This window comes from Bacillus sp. SRB3LM (assembly GCF_015712745.1).
GTDB lineage: Bacteria > Bacillota > Bacilli > Bacillales > Bacillaceae_G > Bacillus_A > Bacillus_A thuringiensis_K.
This window is the reverse complement of record NZ_VWVQ01000064.1, coordinates 1-16,443: the sequence shown is the minus strand read 5'-3', so window position 1 is coordinate 16,443 and position 16,443 is coordinate 1. Positions and strand designations below refer to the sequence as shown.

Below are 16,443 nucleotides of genomic sequence, written 5' to 3'. Positions count from 1 at the left end.
TTTGAATTGAAAGATGGGAAAATTTTACGTTGTAATGAACTAACTCGTTCCTTACAACCTGATGATGAATTTAATACCATTGGAAAAATTAATATAAAAAAATAACACCTAAGTTTGCATGCATCATATGTTGCGAAGCCAAAACCTAAGCTCAGGTTTTGGCTTCGTTTGGCTAGTATACGGCTTATGTTCATCTTATTGAAGCAAATTTACTTCCTTCCATACCCACTAGCATGTCTCTCAATAAGAACTGACAGATGAGCAAAAATACCGCATGCTAACATTGCAAGCTTTTTATGCACTTTTAAATACCATCCATATTCTTATAACATCGTTGATACATCATTCATATAGTCCACGCTTTTTCAAATGCTCACGTAAACTACTGGCGCGACATTTTAACCGTTTTGCAATTTCCACATATCCCATTCCTGTATTCCGTAACTGAACCGTATCCTCACACAATTGATCCCATTTCCATTCTGCATTCTTTGCTCTCACATTTTCCTCCCCAGACAAATGCTTTCCTAACTGGTATACTTCTTTCCCCCATTTACAATTTGCAATGCAATGTTGATAAGAACCGAATAGATATTCACATCCACGGCAATGCTGTTCTTGTATATTTATAATTTGAATTCTCGTTTCTTTTGCATTCATCTTCCATTCTCCCCTATGTTTCTTTTTCCTTATGATAACAAAAGAAACATATTTTGTTTATGAAACTAATTCCGGCGCTAAAATAGCTTGTTTTACAATTTTCGACACAAATAACTCATAGAGCATCTTATTCTTTTTAATCCCCCTCCGCTGATTCAGAGGATAATCAATCGAAATAAGGAGTATACAGTGTATATGGAGTTGTATTCCACCTACGAAAAACACCTATTTTATTTAAAGGTATCTAAAACCTTTATAAACGGTTAGTAATCGATTTGTTCGTTTTGCTATTCAACTTAATTTAAAACGTCTTACAATAGGATATTAGCGCCACAAATGAACTGACAGCGAGAAAGTTTGGTCGTCACGACCAATTCATATGAATTATTGGTTGTAACGACAGGTGCTTTTTCTACAGGTACACACAATAAATTAGATGCATTGACTTGAGAAACGCCTACTACTTCTACAAAAGGAATCAAAACAATTCAGTCCATCTATCAACATAACCTATTTCTTCTCGTTTATTAAGTCCAATGCAATGAAACTACAGTATCAAAAATGTGCAATGCAATATTCCTTTTTATTATATAAATTGGACGCTAACATTTTGTCTGTTTTTTGGACAAAATAGAAATGCTATATGTTGAAGAATTTCTAGGCTTTATCATGCTAATTCGCTATGATAATAATTGAAAAAAGTAAAGTAAGAGTTATTTTTTGCATTCTAGGAAAGAACCTGCATGATAGGGGGGCTTTTTGTGTATGCGCGCGCAATAAAGGGGTTTATATATAATGCGGAGTAAAAAGAATGCACTTAAAGAATGGAAAGCGGATATCCAAGTGATGCGAGAAGAAAGGCGCTTGGAAAAGAAAGTGAGAAAAAAGAATAAAAAATATAGTATTCCTGGTCATACGGCTGATTTTATGAATGGACGGAACACCTATTATAAAAATCATGGCGTATGGAAGCAACACAATAAATAATACAAAGAAAACAGCACCCCAACGTTATATCTTTGCAAAATTAGAGATGTAATTTTGAACAATTTTGATCGTCTTTTCGGTTCTGTTGCAAAGTTTTCTAAGTGAAATTAAAATGTAAGAAAAAGGATGCGAGGAGCATGACGCATGAGATATTTTAAAGGAAAACAATTCAAGAAAGATATTATTTTGGTAGCCATCGGCTACTATTGTCGTTTTTCTTTAAGCTATCGTGATGTATCTGAAGTCTTGAAAGAGCGCGGAATATCAGTTCATCCAACAACAATCATGCGTTGGGTACATGAATATGGTAATCTTATGTATCAAATCTGGAAAAAGAAAAACAAAACTGCTCAATTATTATGGCATCTAGATGAAACCTATATCAAAGTCAAGGGGGAGTTGCGTTATCTTTATCGCGCGATTGATCAAGAAGGGCATACATTGGATATTCAACTTCGTAAAACAAGAGATCATCAAGCTGCCTATACGTTTATGAAAAGGTTAGCGAAAGCTTTTGGAGAACCGACGGTTCTCACAACAGACAAGGCGCCTGCTCTACTTTGTGCGTTCAAAAAACTGAAACATAACGGTTTTTATGTGCATACAAAACATTGCACCGTTAAGCATTTGAATAACCGCATCGAACAAGATCATAGACATATCAAGCGACGTTTTGCTAAATCCGCAGGATTTCAAAGTCTTCGTCAAGCTTCACGTACCTTGAAAGGAATCGAAACTATTCATGCGATATACAAACAAAAGAGAAGTCTTCCAGACTTCTCTTTTTCGACGTACAAGGAATTACAAGAGCTATTCAGAACTGCTTAAACTATAACTATATTTTGCAAACGAGTTTATATTTTTTTCAAACTTTGCAACAGAACCCTTTCATTATTGTTATACTCCTATTGATTTTTATATGGTGGTGTAAAAAAGAAATCATGAAATAAAAGTTCCGTGTAGATCTCCTCGCGTACTATTTTGGTAATGTAGAACCCGATTGTGTCATGTTTGGTTTTACATGAATGCGAATTTGACACGTAGTAAAATAGTGTTTTCCATTTTCCCAATTCTTCTCTATCGTTTTCCATTTTTTATAGTCTTTACGCTGATATGCATCTCCTATTTCGAGGACATCTAATTTATATTGTTTTTGTATACGCTGTATCGTACTTTGTAATTGTTTTTCCATTTCTTTCGATAGTAAGTTATTCAATTGCTGTAGTGAAAATTGATGCTGTAAAGAGGAATGAATCTCTGCCAATTTCCCGTCTACCATAACGTATATATCTACTTTAGGATGAGTTTGATTCGTAACATCTATTTTCATACGATGATGTACACGTTGAAATTCAAAAGTGATAAGTTGTTTCTGTTTTAAAACGGTAAAAATTCCTCTTATCTGCGAACCAGTCATGTAATTTAAGGAGGCTGTATCTTTTGCAGGTAAAATTGTAACGAAACGGTTATCTTTTCCGCTAAACAAAGCGGCCCCACTTAATGCTATTCCTTGTTTGGTTTGCAATAAAACTGGCAGTATAAAGCTTTTCTTGGCAAGAATCTTACTATGAATATCACCAATTCGTTTTTTCTCTACCATTTGTGCGTTTTTTTGTGTATGTTCTGATAACATTTCAACGTATTTGGCAGGTAAATACTCCGGACCTGCATTTTGCTTTAAAATATGTTCGGCGTTCCCCTTCGATACAAAGAGTCGAATATTTCTTCTCATTGCGTCGTCACGTGTGTACACATCTAAAATATGTTGTAACATATACGGTGTTTGTAAGAGTTTGTCAGAGAAAATAATGACTTGTATGTGTGGGAAAAATAAAGGTCGACTAATTTTTTTTGCAATCATGCGGAAATGAGCAAAAATACTTTCTCCTGTAGCACTTAAATTAATATAATTTTTTTGTGTAGATGTACCACGCTCTGAGGTACTAAGTGTATTGGGTAATACCATTTGATAGGTTCCTTTGATTCCCTCCCCTGGTGCTTGATCATAAGCGGCGCCAACAACAAATCCTAATTCTTCAATTTCTCTTCGTTCCGCACAAGCACACAATAGACAAAAAAGGAAAACTATAGAAATGAGTTTTAGACTACTTTTCATATACACTCCTTCTGTTAAGAATTGGTATGTATAGTAGCGTGTGTTGTTCGGATGAGAATTATGTAGGTAACAGAAATATTGCATACATCTTTTCTGTCAATCTTTGTTTGATAAGTATAAGTTTGAATTTTCTGTATTTTAGGTTATGATTAAAGTCAATCTCTATGATTATCTTTTTAAAGAACGGACTATGTAATCTGTTCTTTTTATTTTATGTTTCATTTTTATCCCTATTTTAAGAAAGAGGTGATTGGATTGAAAAAGGCGATTGTGGTTGGAGCTACTGGTGGCACGGGAGCGGCGATTACAGAAGAATTAGCAAAGCGAGGTATCCCTACTATTCTGTTTGGGAGATCCCTTCAGAAATTAGAACAACTTCGAATAAAAATTGGAAATCCCGAACATGTAACGATTGTAACAGGGGATGCGTTTTGTCAAGATGATATCGTAAAGGCGGCTGAGGACGCGGATGTTTTATTTCATTGTGCAAATGTTCCCTATCATGAAATGGAGAACAAATTAATTCCGTTAGGAGAATCGGTAATGGGGGCGGCGAATCAATTAGGAGTAAAAGTAGTTGTAGTCGATGGCATTTATCCTTATGGAAGAAGACAAAGTGATCGGGTTGCTGAGAATCATCCGAAACGACCACATACCAAGAAGGAGAAAACAAGACTGGCTTTTGAACAAATGTTACTTGAAAAGAGGTAGGGCAAGGTACCCGTGATGATTGTTCGTTTACCAGATTACTATGGACCCACCGCAAACGAAGCTTCTTACCTCGGTTCGACCCTCCAAGCAATTGCTTGTGGAAAGATGGCATTTTTTATTGGGAATATGCACGTCCCACGAGAATTTATTTACTTACCAGATGCAGCATTCATGATTACAGAGCTGGCTGTTCGGGACACAGCCTATGGGAGGGGCGAAAATTGGAATCTTCCAGGTGCGGGCCTTATTTCAGGTCAGGAAATTGTACGAATTGCACGTCAGGCTAGTGGGTACTCCAAACCTGTTATTCCGCTGGGCCGTATGGGACTATCGTTACTCGGAATGTTTATTCCCGTAATGAGAGAAATTGTAGAAATGTTATATTTAACAAAAGAGCCACTTACCTTAAGTGGCGACAAATACGAAAAATGGATTGGTCCTATACGTACCACATCCTTTCAACAAGGGATTTGGCATACCATACATGATTTGCAAAGAAAAAACGTATTGTCTCATACAACAGTGGAAAATCAGTAACAATGCAAAGGAAGTTTTTTCTTGCTACATGGATGAGATTGTATGTTTTTTATCGTTTTAGATGAATGAACTGGAAAGGACATCCACGTATGCTTCGCTCTTTTCGGTGGAAAAACAATGAGAAAAAACAGGAACTAATACTAGATAAGTAGTAAGCAATTTTAAATTTCTCAATGTCTTATATTTCATGCCATTCTTTTCTCACCAAATATAAGAAAAGAATGGCATGTTATTTTCTATTCGAGGAATCAATAGTGTGGAAATAAACGTACGTGCTGCGCTTGTTCTCTATCATGTCCGAAAAAAACCAATGTTGGGTGTATGTCTCGAATGACATCATGCATACATAGAATGGATTGTTTTGCCATTTTCTGATCAAATCCGAAAAAGGGAATGTCCTTTTCAAAATTTTCTTTCGTGTAAGCAACATCGATCGTTAAAAGGATGGGTCCAGATTTTTCTGTTGTAACCAGAATAGATTGATGTCCTGGAGAATGCCCAGGCGTAAAAAGGAGTTGTACACCTGGAAGCAACTCATGATCCCCTGTAACCATCTGATATTGTAAATCTGGTAGTCTACATTCTAATGGAGCATAATTTTCATTCCCGATTGCAGCCTCATATTCTGCTTGTTGGATGACAATGGAACTATGACGAAAATGTTTGTTTCCTCCAGAATGATCGACATGTAAATGAGAGTTAATAACAACTTGGATTTCTTCTGGCTGATACCCAACACGTTGGACTGCGTTCACGATGGAATCTTTCTCGAACATGTGAGGAACGACTCGATTTTCTCGATTCGTTCCTTTATAATATTTGGGATTGCTGATAAAAGTATCTGGCATTCCCGTATCAATTACAACTGGACCCTCTGTGTTTCTAGTAAAAAAGACCAGACAGGCATGCGAAGTAATTTGCCTGGTGGTAACGTTAGATTCACGGCGGATTGATCTAGAAAACATGATCCTACAGATAAAAAATGCAATTTTTTCACAGTCATGGTATGTCCCTCCTCACGTTTATTTTCTCCCCATTTAACGGAGTATTCGCATGTTATACCGTTCACACACAGTGTGTATTTACAGCGGGATGCGTTTTTTCTTCTAAACAATAGATTGGACAGAAAAACAGCTACAAAGAAATTCTCTTCTCAAGGTTTTCCTTCTGTAAACAAACATTATCATTCGCCGTCCTTTTTCACATTCCCTGCTGGAGTGAATTTTTTATGAAAGCATTTCGATTCGTAATAAAAGGGGTTGTAGAAAGGATGATTTACAGTAGCACATTAGGAACGCTGTCTATGGAGAGGCAAGCCACCGGTATTTTATAGCATCTCTTGTTGAGAAATATGAAGAGAGGCTGATAAGAAGCCTAAATTCATTGTATACTACGCGAGTACGTATAAAACAAATAGGAGTGATAATTTTGAAACGTAAGGTAGGTGTAGTTTTTACTGCGTTATTAACGGGGACCATACTGTTTGTAGTATCACATACATCAGCACATGCAGATACGGTATCTCAACCTTATCAAGTTGCTATCCCAAGCAAAGACAATACAAAGCCGACAATCATTGGATTTGATAGTCAAATAGCGTTCGAATCCTATTTAAAAGAACATCCCATTGCGCCAGCTTTTCCAAAATTATTACAATCTTCTTCCCAAATTTATTCTACTTTTTATCATGATACTAACTTGAAGGGGGCAAAATTTAATGCGAATGCAGGTAGAAATCCCATACTGATAACGAACTTTAGTGCAAGTAGTAATGATCAGGTGTCTTCCGTATGGACACATAAATTCGGTAATTATACAACCCTTTATGAGCATAAGAATGCACAAGGTCGTGCGTTAGCTATAGCGAATAATGGTACTAGTGTCGATTTAACAGATTATAGTATGGGAGATGGCGAAAGAACATGGAATGATCAAGCGTCATCAGTAGTTGTAAAAGCAAACTAATGAAATCCCTTCGTTCTATGTATCTATCATACATGTAGAACTTTCTCAATATTCGTCGATGTGGGTGTGTGTTAAGATGCAAGTGAATGTGAATTCCTTTCCGTTGTCTGTAAGTTTAGGTACAAAGAAGAGACGCTTTCATACAGATTGCGGTTTTTCTTTTTTGTCCATTCATTATAGATTTTGAAGATGAAACGATAAGAAGATTATACATAGGAAGAGATTTTGGATTCGTACTTTAATATTTTTAAATGTAGAAGGACTAGGCACCATTTTATAAAACCTTGTATAGCGAAAGGGACGTGCATCTTAATGGGGGTAGTGGCAGGGTTCTGGCTATGAACCGCAAAGTAAATGAATAAAGTACTAAAATCAGTTACCAAAAACCATAATTTTTGTAACTTGTTCAATCTTTATTAGGATTCTCGATTTAAATAGGTTAAGTCGTTACCAAAAATCATTCCCAAAATGATTACCACAAACATTTTCCAAAAGTGCACCGTGCACTTTTTATCCTTCTGGTAATTCAATTAAACTAGTAATTATTGTAATAAATGTAGATTTCCCAATACCGGATGTTCCTGTACCAACAATCATAATGTTGTATTCTTTATTTAAAACTTACTTTACGGTCTATGACAGCAACCCTGTCATTACCCCTAAAAGGGATGCAAACGATTCAAGCTCTATATAAACAGAGACGAAGTCTTTCATCAGACTCCGTCTTTTCGGCATACAATGCGTTACAGGAATTATTCAAATCTGCTTAAACTACAATAGGATTTTGTATGCAGGTCTATGTTTTCTCAAACTTGGCAACAGAACCCTATATACTTATAGAGTTACTTCATGATTTACATATTAATTTCCATTGGAGAACGTTTCTTATCTGATTCTGTTTCGCCAGATGGTTCAGAAAGTGTTGTACATTCTTGAAACGCAAATTGTTTACAGCCCTTACATGTGGATAGCTCTAATTCTTGTAGTGCAAAGTTTAATGCTAATCCTGTACGCGTGAAAAAGTGTTGCTCTCCAATCCTTTCGTATAACCCTGTTTGATAGAATATGTCTTTCGGTTGATGCTGGATACCTGAAATCAAAAGGGTTCCTTGTTTTTCAATTATTTTTTTTCGAATGTCTTCTACTGCAGACTCTGCCGAAGTATCCATAAAAGAAACGTTTCCCATACGTAGAAGAAGGATGTGAGTGTTAGATTGTAAGGATGCTTCTATAGATGTTTCGAATTCTTTTATGGTACCAAAGAATAAGGGACCTTCTACGTTGAAGATACCGATTTGCGGACAATTTTTCCCATTTTCAACGATTTCTGACTTGACATAGGAATCTACTGGATCTGGCAACGCTTTTCGAACACGTAAGGATTTGCTCATTTTTCCAATGAATAAAAGAAACGCAAGAAGTAGTCCCACGCTTACGCCAGTTGTAAGATCTGTGAAAACAGTTACTAGGAATGTCAATACAAGGACCAGCGTGTCCCCCGTTTTTGTTTTTAGAATATGAATAAACTCATCCTGCTCACTCATATTCCAAGCAACAACCATTAAAATCGGTGCCATACTAGCCAGTGGAATATGAAAAGCAAGCGGAGACAGAAATACTAACACCAATAATACTACTATTCCATGTATCATGCCTGATACTGGCGAAGTCGCTCCATTTTTAATATTTGTTGCAGTTCGAGCGATGGCACCGGTCGCAGGAATGCCGCCAAATAAGGATGTCACCATATTCGCAATTCCTTGTCCCACCAGTTCTTTATTACTATTATGTTTGCTGTTTGCCATGTTATCTGCCACCATAGCAGACAACAATGATTCAATCCCACCTAATGCTGCAATAATACAAGCTGCTGGAAGTAACATAAGGACAGTATCCCATGTAAATTCAGGCATTTGAAAGTCTGGTAGCTGATGTGGAATATCGCCGTATGTAGTCCCAATCGTTTCGATTTGATTCGGAAATAATAGAGTTGCGATCAAACTTGAAATGACCAAGCCTAATAATGCGCCTGGAATTCGAGGTAACCATTTTGTAGCTGCGATCACAATTCCTAAGCAAAGAAAAGCGGTAAGGATACTATATGGATTCAATTCTGCGATATTTGTTCCAATTTCTTTCATATTATAAAAAAAGGTTTCTTGCTTTTCCAGGTGATGAAGCCCTAAAAAATTTGCAATCTGTCCAGAGAAAATAATGACAGCAATCCCCGTTGTAAAACCAATCATGACAGGTCGCGGAATAAAGGTGATAAACCTTCCTAGTTTGCAAACACCCATGATAATAAGTAACATTCCTGCCATAAAACCAGCAATTAATAAGTTTTCATAGCCATATTGCATCACAATACCGAGTAAAATCGGTACAAATGCACCTGTGGGTCCCGCAATCTGATATTTTGAACCACCAAATATGGATACGAAAATTCCTGCGATAATCGTCGTATAAATACCATATTCAGGTCGTACCCCACAAGCGATGGCAAAGGCCATCGCAAGCGGAATCGCTACAATCCCGACAACCAATCCTGCCAGCATATCTTTTTGTAAGTTAGCAAGGTTATATCCAGCATATCTGCCTGAAAATCTCATCATTTTCCTCCTCTTCCTGCATGTATTTAAGGACTTGTTGTATGTGCGTAGGAATATCCCTCTATAACGACTTCTAAATGACCTGTTTGGGGGTGAATGACAAGTCCATGAACAGGTACAGAAGGTGGTAATAAAGGATGTTGGCGTATCATTTCTACACTATGTTGAACACTTTCCTGTACGTTTCGGAAACCGGTTAACCATGTAGATAGATCAATGCCTGCATGTTGTAATGTACGAATGCAAGTGGAATCAATGCCTTGCTGTTTTACCTTTTCTAATAGCGGCTCAGCTTGCAAACCCGCCATACCACAATCTTCATGACCAATCACACAAATTTCCTCTACTTGTAATTCATAAATGCCCAGTATGATACTCCGCATCATACTACCAAAAGGATGGGAAATCACAGCGCCTGCGTTCTTTATGACTTTGGCATCCCCATTTTGTAAGCCCAATGCCTGTGGTAATAATGTTAACAATCTGGTATCCATACACGTCACAATCAATAATTTTTTATTTGGAAATTTGGTTGTAGCAAAAGGTTCGTACTCTTGTTTTTGTACAAACGTTTCATTATGTGTCAATATATTTTCTAGCAATGTCACTTGGTAACGCCTCCCTTAAATGTCACTTGCCAATTTTATAGATTGGTAAGCTTTGAATATGAATTCGGATGTGATCTTATATTTAGTCTAGAGAGGATGAAATTTGGTGTCAACAACCTAAAACATGAGAAATAAAATCTTATATTCTGTATGTTTCATACAAAATCTGAGATTTTATTTTTTTGATTCTTGTCTACATGTCATGTTAAGGACATAAATAGGAAAAATAACAAACACCTCCTTAGGTTAAAATAAGTATCATAAAATCACCATTTATCTACGTTATTTCGACTTTAAACGGTTCTACACAGGGAGATGTTGTTTCTGATTCGTAATATGCATAAGTTGAGAAATGTAGATAGAACCTTGTATGTCATATGAAATTTATTTATGATGTAACTAAAGTGTTGTTAATAAAATATTTAAGTCGCATGTGATTGAGAGTGTAATCCCTCCATATGGTCGATTCACGGGGAAACAGAAAAGAATGGAAGGTGAATCACTCATAATGATAGATGTTTTAAAAAAATGGAATTGTTACGAGGGAGACAAAGTGAGAACATGGATGTTTGTTAGGAACAATCCATTTCATATATTGAGGAGGAAATAGAATGAACAAAACCGTAAAATATGCACTTCGATTTTTAGCTGTACCTATTGCAGCAGGCGCACTTCTGTTGAGTACAGCGGCACCGCAGCATGTACAAGCAGCTAGTGAACCATCTCTACAAACACAAAGAAATGAAGTGGGAACATTAGAAATTACATTGACAGCCATGGAATGGAAATATGATCATAGTGAGCCTGGGGGATTTAAGTATTATCCTGGAAACAATCTAGCAGATGTAGAATTTACAATCTATAATAAAAAGGACAATACAATCTATGCAAAGAAACGAACAGATAAAAATGGAAATGTTTCGTTTCAACTCCCTTTGAATCTTGTTTTTTCCTGTAAACAAACATCCGTATATCCAGAAATAAATGGGGGAAGATATGTACCGGAGACAAGAACGTTTTCTGGATCTTTTAAAACAAACGGAGAAATCTATCAGCATACTGTGTATAATATGTTCACATTATATTAAAAAATAAAACCCTTTGAAAAACGATTTCAGTTTTTCAAAGGGTTTTAACGTACTAGCGATTATGTAAATATTTTAGTATGAGTTTACCTATGAACTCCAAATTTGCTGTACCCATTCAGGATGATCAATAAATGGGTTCCGATTCTGTTGATACTTTGTATAAATAAGCTCATTACGCCTTCGTTCAAAATTATCCACGGGATCTTGTTCATGTTATTGTAGTAAGACCGATATTCGTCCCATATAAGGAGACGTATTGTTGTTCACTCTATCATTTAGTTCTAGATCAATTTCTCCATTGTCCCCTTCATACCGAACAGTCATATAAAATAACATGCTAGCAATATCTCCCTTTACACCATCATGAGGTTTCCAAGAATCACTATCATATTTACACTCTGTTGCTTCTAAATGAGGAGTGCCCCATTATCAAAATCTAAATTACCACGTGAACTGTTTACAGATACATCGAATGCATTAAATTCACGATAGCGGAGTTAAAGACGCCGTAGCAACCTTTTCACTCATCCACACATAAAGCGATTAAATCCTTTGCTTGGTACTTACTCAGTTTCTGAACAAAACCAACATTTCTAGCAAGATCTTGTAAGGCATTTGGAGATAAAAATCTTTGAATATCTTGAGCAAATAGTTGTAATTCATCAGATATAGAAATAGACATATAAAAACGCCATCCTTTCCTATGTTTCTACAAAAAGAATAGCGTATTTTTTCTTGTTAGGGGGTATTTTTTTGTTAGCTTGATAGCAATGGGGTGGAACCAAAAATTAATAAAACATATTCTATTATTGCTTCACCGCTTGGGCTACAAGTGCTGCGTATGCTTGTGCCCCTAATTTGGTTAAATGCACACCATCAGGTGCAAAGTAGTCTCTCTTTCCAGCACTTGCTGTATACCAATCAACTAGAGTTACATTCGGATATTCAGATGCCGTTATTTTCAGTCTCTCATTCACGATTGATTCCCACGGACGTGGTACTCTCGTATTAATAAATATGATTTTACGTTCGTTTCCAATTAATTTTATTAATGAAACAAGTTGCTCCGTAGTAAAGGCTCCATTTGTACCTAATCCAATAATGACATAGTTTCCTAAGTTCCCTTCGTTTTTTAACTGTTCAACTTCCGGAATCGCTTTTGACAGCTGGCGACCAATTTGCGCATCAATCCTAATATCAGGAAAAGTATTTTTTAAATACGGAGTAATATCAATCATAACAGAATCGCCTATCGCAGTAACTGTGAGTGAATTTTTAGGTTGCTCAGAACTTACTTCTTTTGATTCCCCTTGTTTTTGAGGCGTCTCTTGATTTTGCGCCGATTGTGTTTGTGCTGCCGCCTCCTTATCTTGTTGAGAATGTTCCTTAGACTTACTAGGGGTCACACGACCGAAAAAAGAAAATTGTACGTTAAGGAATATTTTTACATAAAAAGACGATTCTTTTCTATATTAAAGAGTCGTCTTTTCATCTTTTTTCAATTCTCTTAATTTCCGATATAACGCAGCTTGACGTACACCCGTGATAGCATAAATTTCTTTAATCGTTTTCTTCGTTTGTTGGCGTAATTCAATCGCATGGTTCATCCCTGCATGTTGTTCCGTATATTTTTTTATTCTCCCATGATATACTCCTTTTTGTTTTGCAAGTTTGATTCTAGCAATTTGTTTTTCCTTAATCATTTCTCGGTCTAACTCACTAAAGGCTGACATAACTGTTAAAAAGAATTTTCCTGTTGGAGTTCTTGTATCAATTCCTAAATTTAAAACAGCAAAGTGTATGCCTTTTTTATGAAGATGTTCAATAAATTGTAGTAATTGAATTGTATTCCGTCCTAGTCGGTCCATTCTTGTTACAACGAGGGTATCTCCTTTTATTAGGCGTTTGTGTAATAATGGAACAAAAACGGCAATAGGAATCCAAACCCTTTAAAATTTTACCAATATAAATCTAACTCATCACAATACGTGTCTGCTTCAATAAAACAATTTCTCCAATCAGCAGTATTTGCAATCTCACAGATAATATCTTCAACCTGTTTTGTTAAATCATAAATATCTTTGTAGGGAACGAAAAATACATATTCGTTAGATGAATTCATTTCCATATTAAAATCATATCGAAGATATTGCTCCACCTCTTTTCGTACCTTGCTTTTTCCCCTAACAAATTTATTATTATTTTCTATTCTAAGCCACATTCTAATTTTGGCTATTTTTTCTTTTCCAATAGGATGTACCTTATCTCTTATCCCCTTTTCTTTTATGTATCGATATAAAGTAGCTTGACTAATTCCAGACATAGCAACTATTTCACTAATACTATATTCTTTAGAGGCATATAGATTTAACGCTTTTTCAATGTATTTTTCTTTTACCTTCGGGCGGCCACCTTTTCTTCCCCTAGCTCTAGCACTTTCCAATCCTTCCTTCGTCCGTTGGACGATTAGATCTCGTTCAAACTGGCTAAATGCTTGGAAAACAGTTAACATGAGTTTTCCCTGTGGTGTTTGTGTATCAAAATTTTCTTTTAAACTAATGAGCTTTACACCTTTTTGTTCAAAATACTCAACGAGTTCAATTAAATCCTTGGTACTTCTTCCTAATCTTGAAAAGCTTTCTACAATTAAAGTATCACCGGTTCGAATCTTATCTTTTAATCTCATTAATTCAGGTCTATCTTTTTTTGTTCCAGATATTTTTTCGGTAAGAATTTCCGTACATTTACAAGTTTTTAATAAATCTAATTGACGAATCAAATCTTGTTGTTGAGTACTGACCCTGACATAGCCGTATATATGATTTTGCATGAAACATAACCTCCTCATGAAGTTAATTTTATCAAAAAGGTGCATTAATGTTAATTTGTTTTTGGTAATACTTTTGATAACGAGTTTACCTAGTTTTTTATCTTATCATTTATCAAAAAATATAATTATCAAAAACCATCGTTTTTGACATAGTGTATATGTTTATTGTTTCTCCAAAAATAGTAATACATGATAAACCTAAGAAAACACATAAGAATAATGTAGTAATATCGTAAACTATATGATAGAATATGTATGAAAAAGAGTAAAGAAAAAGCTCATTCTTTTACAAGAAATGAGCTTTCCTTTTTCAAGCTAAACATTGTGAATGGCTTCAATCTTTATTAGGGAAAAGATTGAAAGAAAAATTTAGCATAATTATATTTTGTCATGAGTGTAAAATAAAGTAAATTGATAATATTTATTTTAAATATTACGAATTCACTTTACACTTTCACAATGAGTAATCTAAAAATCCCACTGCCTAATTAGGCAGTGGGATTTTTAATTGATTTTGCAGATACTATAATATAAGGCCTCACCATACCATTTCGGGAATAAACTATTTATCAACTTATGTAATCTAGTTTATACATTTCATTTGTTATATATTTAGTGCGTAACTAAATTTTTAGTTTACGAAAAAGGAATACATTTGGAGAGGGGAATTTTATGAAGGGGAATACGTTTATTTTTTTTATGATAACATTATTAGTCGGAATTATCGGTTTGTTGTTTACGCCAGTTGTACATGCTGAAACAGAAACATCATTTCAACCAAATGATTTCTCTACGTATGGATTGGGTTTAAAAGATACTAAAATGAAAGAAGATATACCTGATTATACACCATCTATTTCTTATCTCACAAAACAAGAAGCAACCAAACAAAAACAACAGGGAATTCAAAATCCAAATATTCTTCCCAATCGCATCGATTTACGTGAATATTTTCCAGAAGTACGAAGTCAAGGGAAGTTTGGTACATGTGTCCCATTTGCTACAACTGCTTTAAGAGAATACTATATTGCAAAAGATGCAGGAGCACGTGGAACAGACATTACGTATTTATCGCCCTCTTATATTTATTATCCAAGTGGACCAAAGGATGGTATGTATTTCGAATCCGCCTTTCAAATTTTAAAACAAGAAGGCGTACCTCCAGAAACAGAACGCTTGTATGATTTAAATCCAGAAAATACAAACCAATTTAAAGAACCCCTTACAGCTCTACAGCAAAAAAATGCAGTGCCTTATAAAATTAGTTCCTATCAAGCTATACGTCAAGCAAATATGCTTGCTGATATAAAGCAAGCAGTAGCCAATCAAGACCCTGTTTTAGTGGGAATACATGTATACCCCAACTTTGATGCAACTCCTACATCCGGAATTGTACCACCTGTTACAGAAAAGAAGTCCAGAGGGGGACACGCTCTTGTTGTAGTGGGGTATGATGAAACAAACCAATGGTTCATTGTAAGAAATAGCTGGGGGACAAAATTTGGTGACCACGGATATGCATATATGCATTATCAGACATTATTAGACATGTCAAATAGTGTAGCATACGTGATTAAACCTTCACAAAAACAATATCCACCATTTGGTGTGCAGATGGCAGCGACAGATATAAATTCTTCTGAAATCAAATTTAATATAGCAGCGAAAAATGCGACTGCATACGATTTGTATAAAAATAACCAAAAAATCCAGACCTTTACGGCATCTACTATTACAGATTTAAATATCCTGCCTGAGCAATCTTATATGTATCATGTGGTAGCAAAAAATATGATGGGAGAAACTCGCAGTTATCCTTTGTCTATTTCAATTCCACCTATCATACCAATTAAACAGGCGAGTTGATATTAATCATGAAGGATAAAGTAAGAGCTACTTTTTGTGATTTTAATGGAAGTCCATTACTTGTTGTAATGGACTCTTTCATTATGATGTGAGAGAATTAGACTAGATTGGTAAAAAATAATAAAAAAAGAACGGTTCTATTGGCATAGTCCGTCCTTCGAGAAGGAAATAATGACAGTTATTCTTCTTAATTATACCTAATAAAACAGAAGATTCAATCTATTATACGTTGAGAAAATATTCATCTTCTGAAATAAGGCGGTTGTTATGAATAAAGGTGATGCAATTTTAAGGTTGTTATCAGAAATCAAGTTGGAACTTAAAGAAGTAAAAGAACAAATGGAGAAAATGCAAACAAAGTTAGATACATTCGAACAACAAAATCAGGTGAAGAACAAAATAGAGCGAAAGAAGCCAAAAACAAAACCTGATAAACAAGATAAGCGAGATTGGAAATACCCAGCTA

General features: G+C 35.4%; 11 protein-coding genes and 7 pseudogenes. 8 read left to right on the top strand and 10 right to left on the bottom strand.

Features of this window, described 5'->3' with window-relative positions:
- Window positions 1–342 precede the first annotated feature (342 nt).
- Window positions 343–660 carry a hypothetical protein gene (locus F3I02_RS19740; RefSeq protein ID WP_065486709.1) on the bottom strand — a complete coding sequence of 106 codons (318 nt, stop codon included), beginning with the start codon at window positions 658–660 and terminating at the stop codon, window positions 343–345.
- Between the two features lie 795 nt (window positions 661–1,455).
- Here F3I02_RS19740 and F3I02_RS19735 point away from each other — a divergent pair.
- Window positions 1,456–1,647, top strand: coding sequence for a hypothetical protein (locus F3I02_RS19735; protein ID WP_196477585.1), 192 nt, complete (start codon window positions 1,456–1,458; stop codon window positions 1,645–1,647).
- Window positions 1,648–1,791: 144 nt separating this feature from the next.
- On the top strand, window positions 1,792–2,475 hold the full coding sequence (locus F3I02_RS19730; RefSeq protein ID WP_196477586.1) for an IS6 family transposase: 684 nt from the start codon (window positions 1,792–1,794) through the stop codon (window positions 2,473–2,475).
- A 148-nt stretch (window positions 2,476–2,623) separates the two neighbouring features.
- On the opposite strand, the gene F3I02_RS19725 is transcribed toward F3I02_RS19730, so the two are convergent.
- Window positions 2,624–3,763, bottom strand: a complete 1,140-nt coding sequence (locus F3I02_RS19725) for a Ger(x)C family spore germination protein (RefSeq protein WP_196477587.1) — start codon at window positions 3,761–3,763, stop codon at window positions 2,624–2,626.
- Window positions 3,764–3,976: 213 nt separating this feature from the next.
- Here F3I02_RS19725 and F3I02_RS19720 point away from each other — a divergent pair.
- Window positions 3,977–5,011 (top strand): annotated as a pseudogene (locus F3I02_RS19720) (SDR family NAD(P)-dependent oxidoreductase).
- Window positions 5,012–5,259: 248 nt separating this feature from the next.
- Here the strand turns inward: F3I02_RS19720 and aiiA are convergent.
- A pseudogene (gene aiiA, locus F3I02_RS19715) lies at window positions 5,260–6,014 on the bottom strand (quorum-quenching N-acyl homoserine lactonase AiiA).
- Window positions 6,015–6,430: 416 nt separating this feature from the next.
- Between aiiA and F3I02_RS19710 the strand changes: the two are divergent.
- Window positions 6,431–6,976 carry a hypothetical protein gene (locus tag F3I02_RS19710; protein WP_308018386.1) on the top strand — a complete coding sequence of 182 codons (546 nt, stop codon included), beginning with the start codon at window positions 6,431–6,433 and terminating at the stop codon, window positions 6,974–6,976.
- 650 nt (window positions 6,977–7,626) lie between these two features.
- Window positions 7,627–7,746 (top strand): annotated as a pseudogene (locus tag F3I02_RS35155) (IS6 family transposase); the annotation flags it as partial.
- Window positions 7,747–7,830: 84 nt separating this feature from the next.
- On the opposite strand, the gene F3I02_RS19705 reads toward F3I02_RS35155, so the two are convergent.
- Both F3I02_RS19705 and F3I02_RS19700 read right to left on the bottom strand, forming a co-directional pair.
- Window positions 7,831–9,585 (bottom strand): SulP family inorganic anion transporter, encoded by a 1,755-nt coding sequence (locus F3I02_RS19705; protein ID WP_196477589.1) that lies wholly within the window; start codon window positions 9,583–9,585, stop codon window positions 7,831–7,833.
- 26 nt (window positions 9,586–9,611) lie between these two features.
- Complete coding sequence (locus F3I02_RS19700; RefSeq protein WP_196477590.1) at window positions 9,612–10,193, bottom strand: beta-class carbonic anhydrase; 582 nt, start codon at window positions 10,191–10,193, stop codon at window positions 9,612–9,614.
- A gap of 611 nt (window positions 10,194–10,804) precedes the next feature.
- Here F3I02_RS19700 and F3I02_RS19695 point away from each other — a divergent pair.
- A complete protein-coding gene (locus tag F3I02_RS19695; RefSeq protein ID WP_196477591.1) occupies window positions 10,805–11,281 on the top strand; it encodes a SpaA isopeptide-forming pilin-related protein in 477 nt (158 codons plus the stop codon).
- An 87-nt stretch (window positions 11,282–11,368) separates the two neighbouring features.
- On the opposite strand, the pseudogene F3I02_RS19690 reads toward F3I02_RS19695, so the two are convergent.
- The 5 genes and pseudogenes from F3I02_RS19690 to F3I02_RS19670 form a co-directional block, all read right to left on the bottom strand.
- A pseudogene (locus F3I02_RS19690) lies at window positions 11,369–11,757 on the bottom strand (endonuclease); the annotation flags it as partial.
- Between the two features lie 10 nt (window positions 11,758–11,767).
- Window positions 11,768–11,963: pseudogene (locus F3I02_RS19685) on the bottom strand (IS4 family transposase); the annotation flags it as partial.
- A gap of 124 nt (window positions 11,964–12,087) precedes the next feature.
- Window positions 12,088–12,678: pseudogene (locus F3I02_RS19680) on the bottom strand (SGNH/GDSL hydrolase family protein); the annotation flags it as partial.
- 75 nt (window positions 12,679–12,753) lie between these two features.
- Window positions 12,754–13,185 (bottom strand): annotated as a pseudogene (locus tag F3I02_RS19675) (recombinase family protein); the annotation flags it as partial.
- Between the two features lie 53 nt (window positions 13,186–13,238).
- Complete coding sequence (locus F3I02_RS19670; protein WP_196477593.1) at window positions 13,239–14,111, bottom strand: recombinase family protein; 873 nt, start codon at window positions 14,109–14,111, stop codon at window positions 13,239–13,241.
- 672 nt (window positions 14,112–14,783) lie between these two features.
- Between F3I02_RS19670 and F3I02_RS19665 the strand changes: the two genes are divergently transcribed.
- Both F3I02_RS19665 and F3I02_RS19660 read left to right on the top strand, forming a co-directional pair.
- Window positions 14,784–15,977 (top strand): C1 family peptidase, encoded by a 1,194-nt coding sequence (locus F3I02_RS19665; protein ID WP_196477594.1) that lies wholly within the window; start codon window positions 14,784–14,786, stop codon window positions 15,975–15,977.
- 267 nt (window positions 15,978–16,244) lie between these two features.
- Window positions 16,245–16,443, top strand: a 199-nt coding sequence (locus F3I02_RS19660) for a hypothetical protein (RefSeq protein WP_196478317.1), incomplete at its 3' end; no start/stop codon positions are given.

Excerpts from the sequence above, each read along its gene's own strand:
- F3I02_RS19670 (WP_196477593.1), bottom strand. The coding sequence starts at position 14,111 with ATGCAAAATCATATATACGGCTATGTCAGGGTCAGTACTCAACAACAA.
- F3I02_RS19730 (WP_196477586.1), top strand. The coding sequence starts at position 1,792 with ATGAGATATTTTAAAGGAAAACAATTCAAGAAAGATATTATTTTGGTA.
- F3I02_RS19725 (WP_196477587.1), bottom strand. The coding sequence starts at position 3,763 with ATGAAAAGTAGTCTAAAACTCATTTCTATAGTTTTCCTTTTTTGTCTA.
- F3I02_RS19740 (WP_065486709.1), bottom strand. The coding sequence starts at position 660 with ATGAATGCAAAAGAAACGAGAATTCAAATTATAAATATACAAGAACAG.
- F3I02_RS19695 (WP_196477591.1), top strand. The coding sequence starts at position 10,805 with ATGAACAAAACCGTAAAATATGCACTTCGATTTTTAGCTGTACCTATT.
- F3I02_RS19665 (WP_196477594.1), top strand. The coding sequence starts at position 14,784 with ATGAAGGGGAATACGTTTATTTTTTTTATGATAACATTATTAGTCGGA.
- F3I02_RS19735 (WP_196477585.1), top strand. The coding sequence starts at position 1,456 with ATGCGGAGTAAAAAGAATGCACTTAAAGAATGGAAAGCGGATATCCAA.
- F3I02_RS19705 (WP_196477589.1), bottom strand. The coding sequence starts at position 9,585 with ATGAGATTTTCAGGCAGATATGCTGGATATAACCTTGCTAACTTACAA.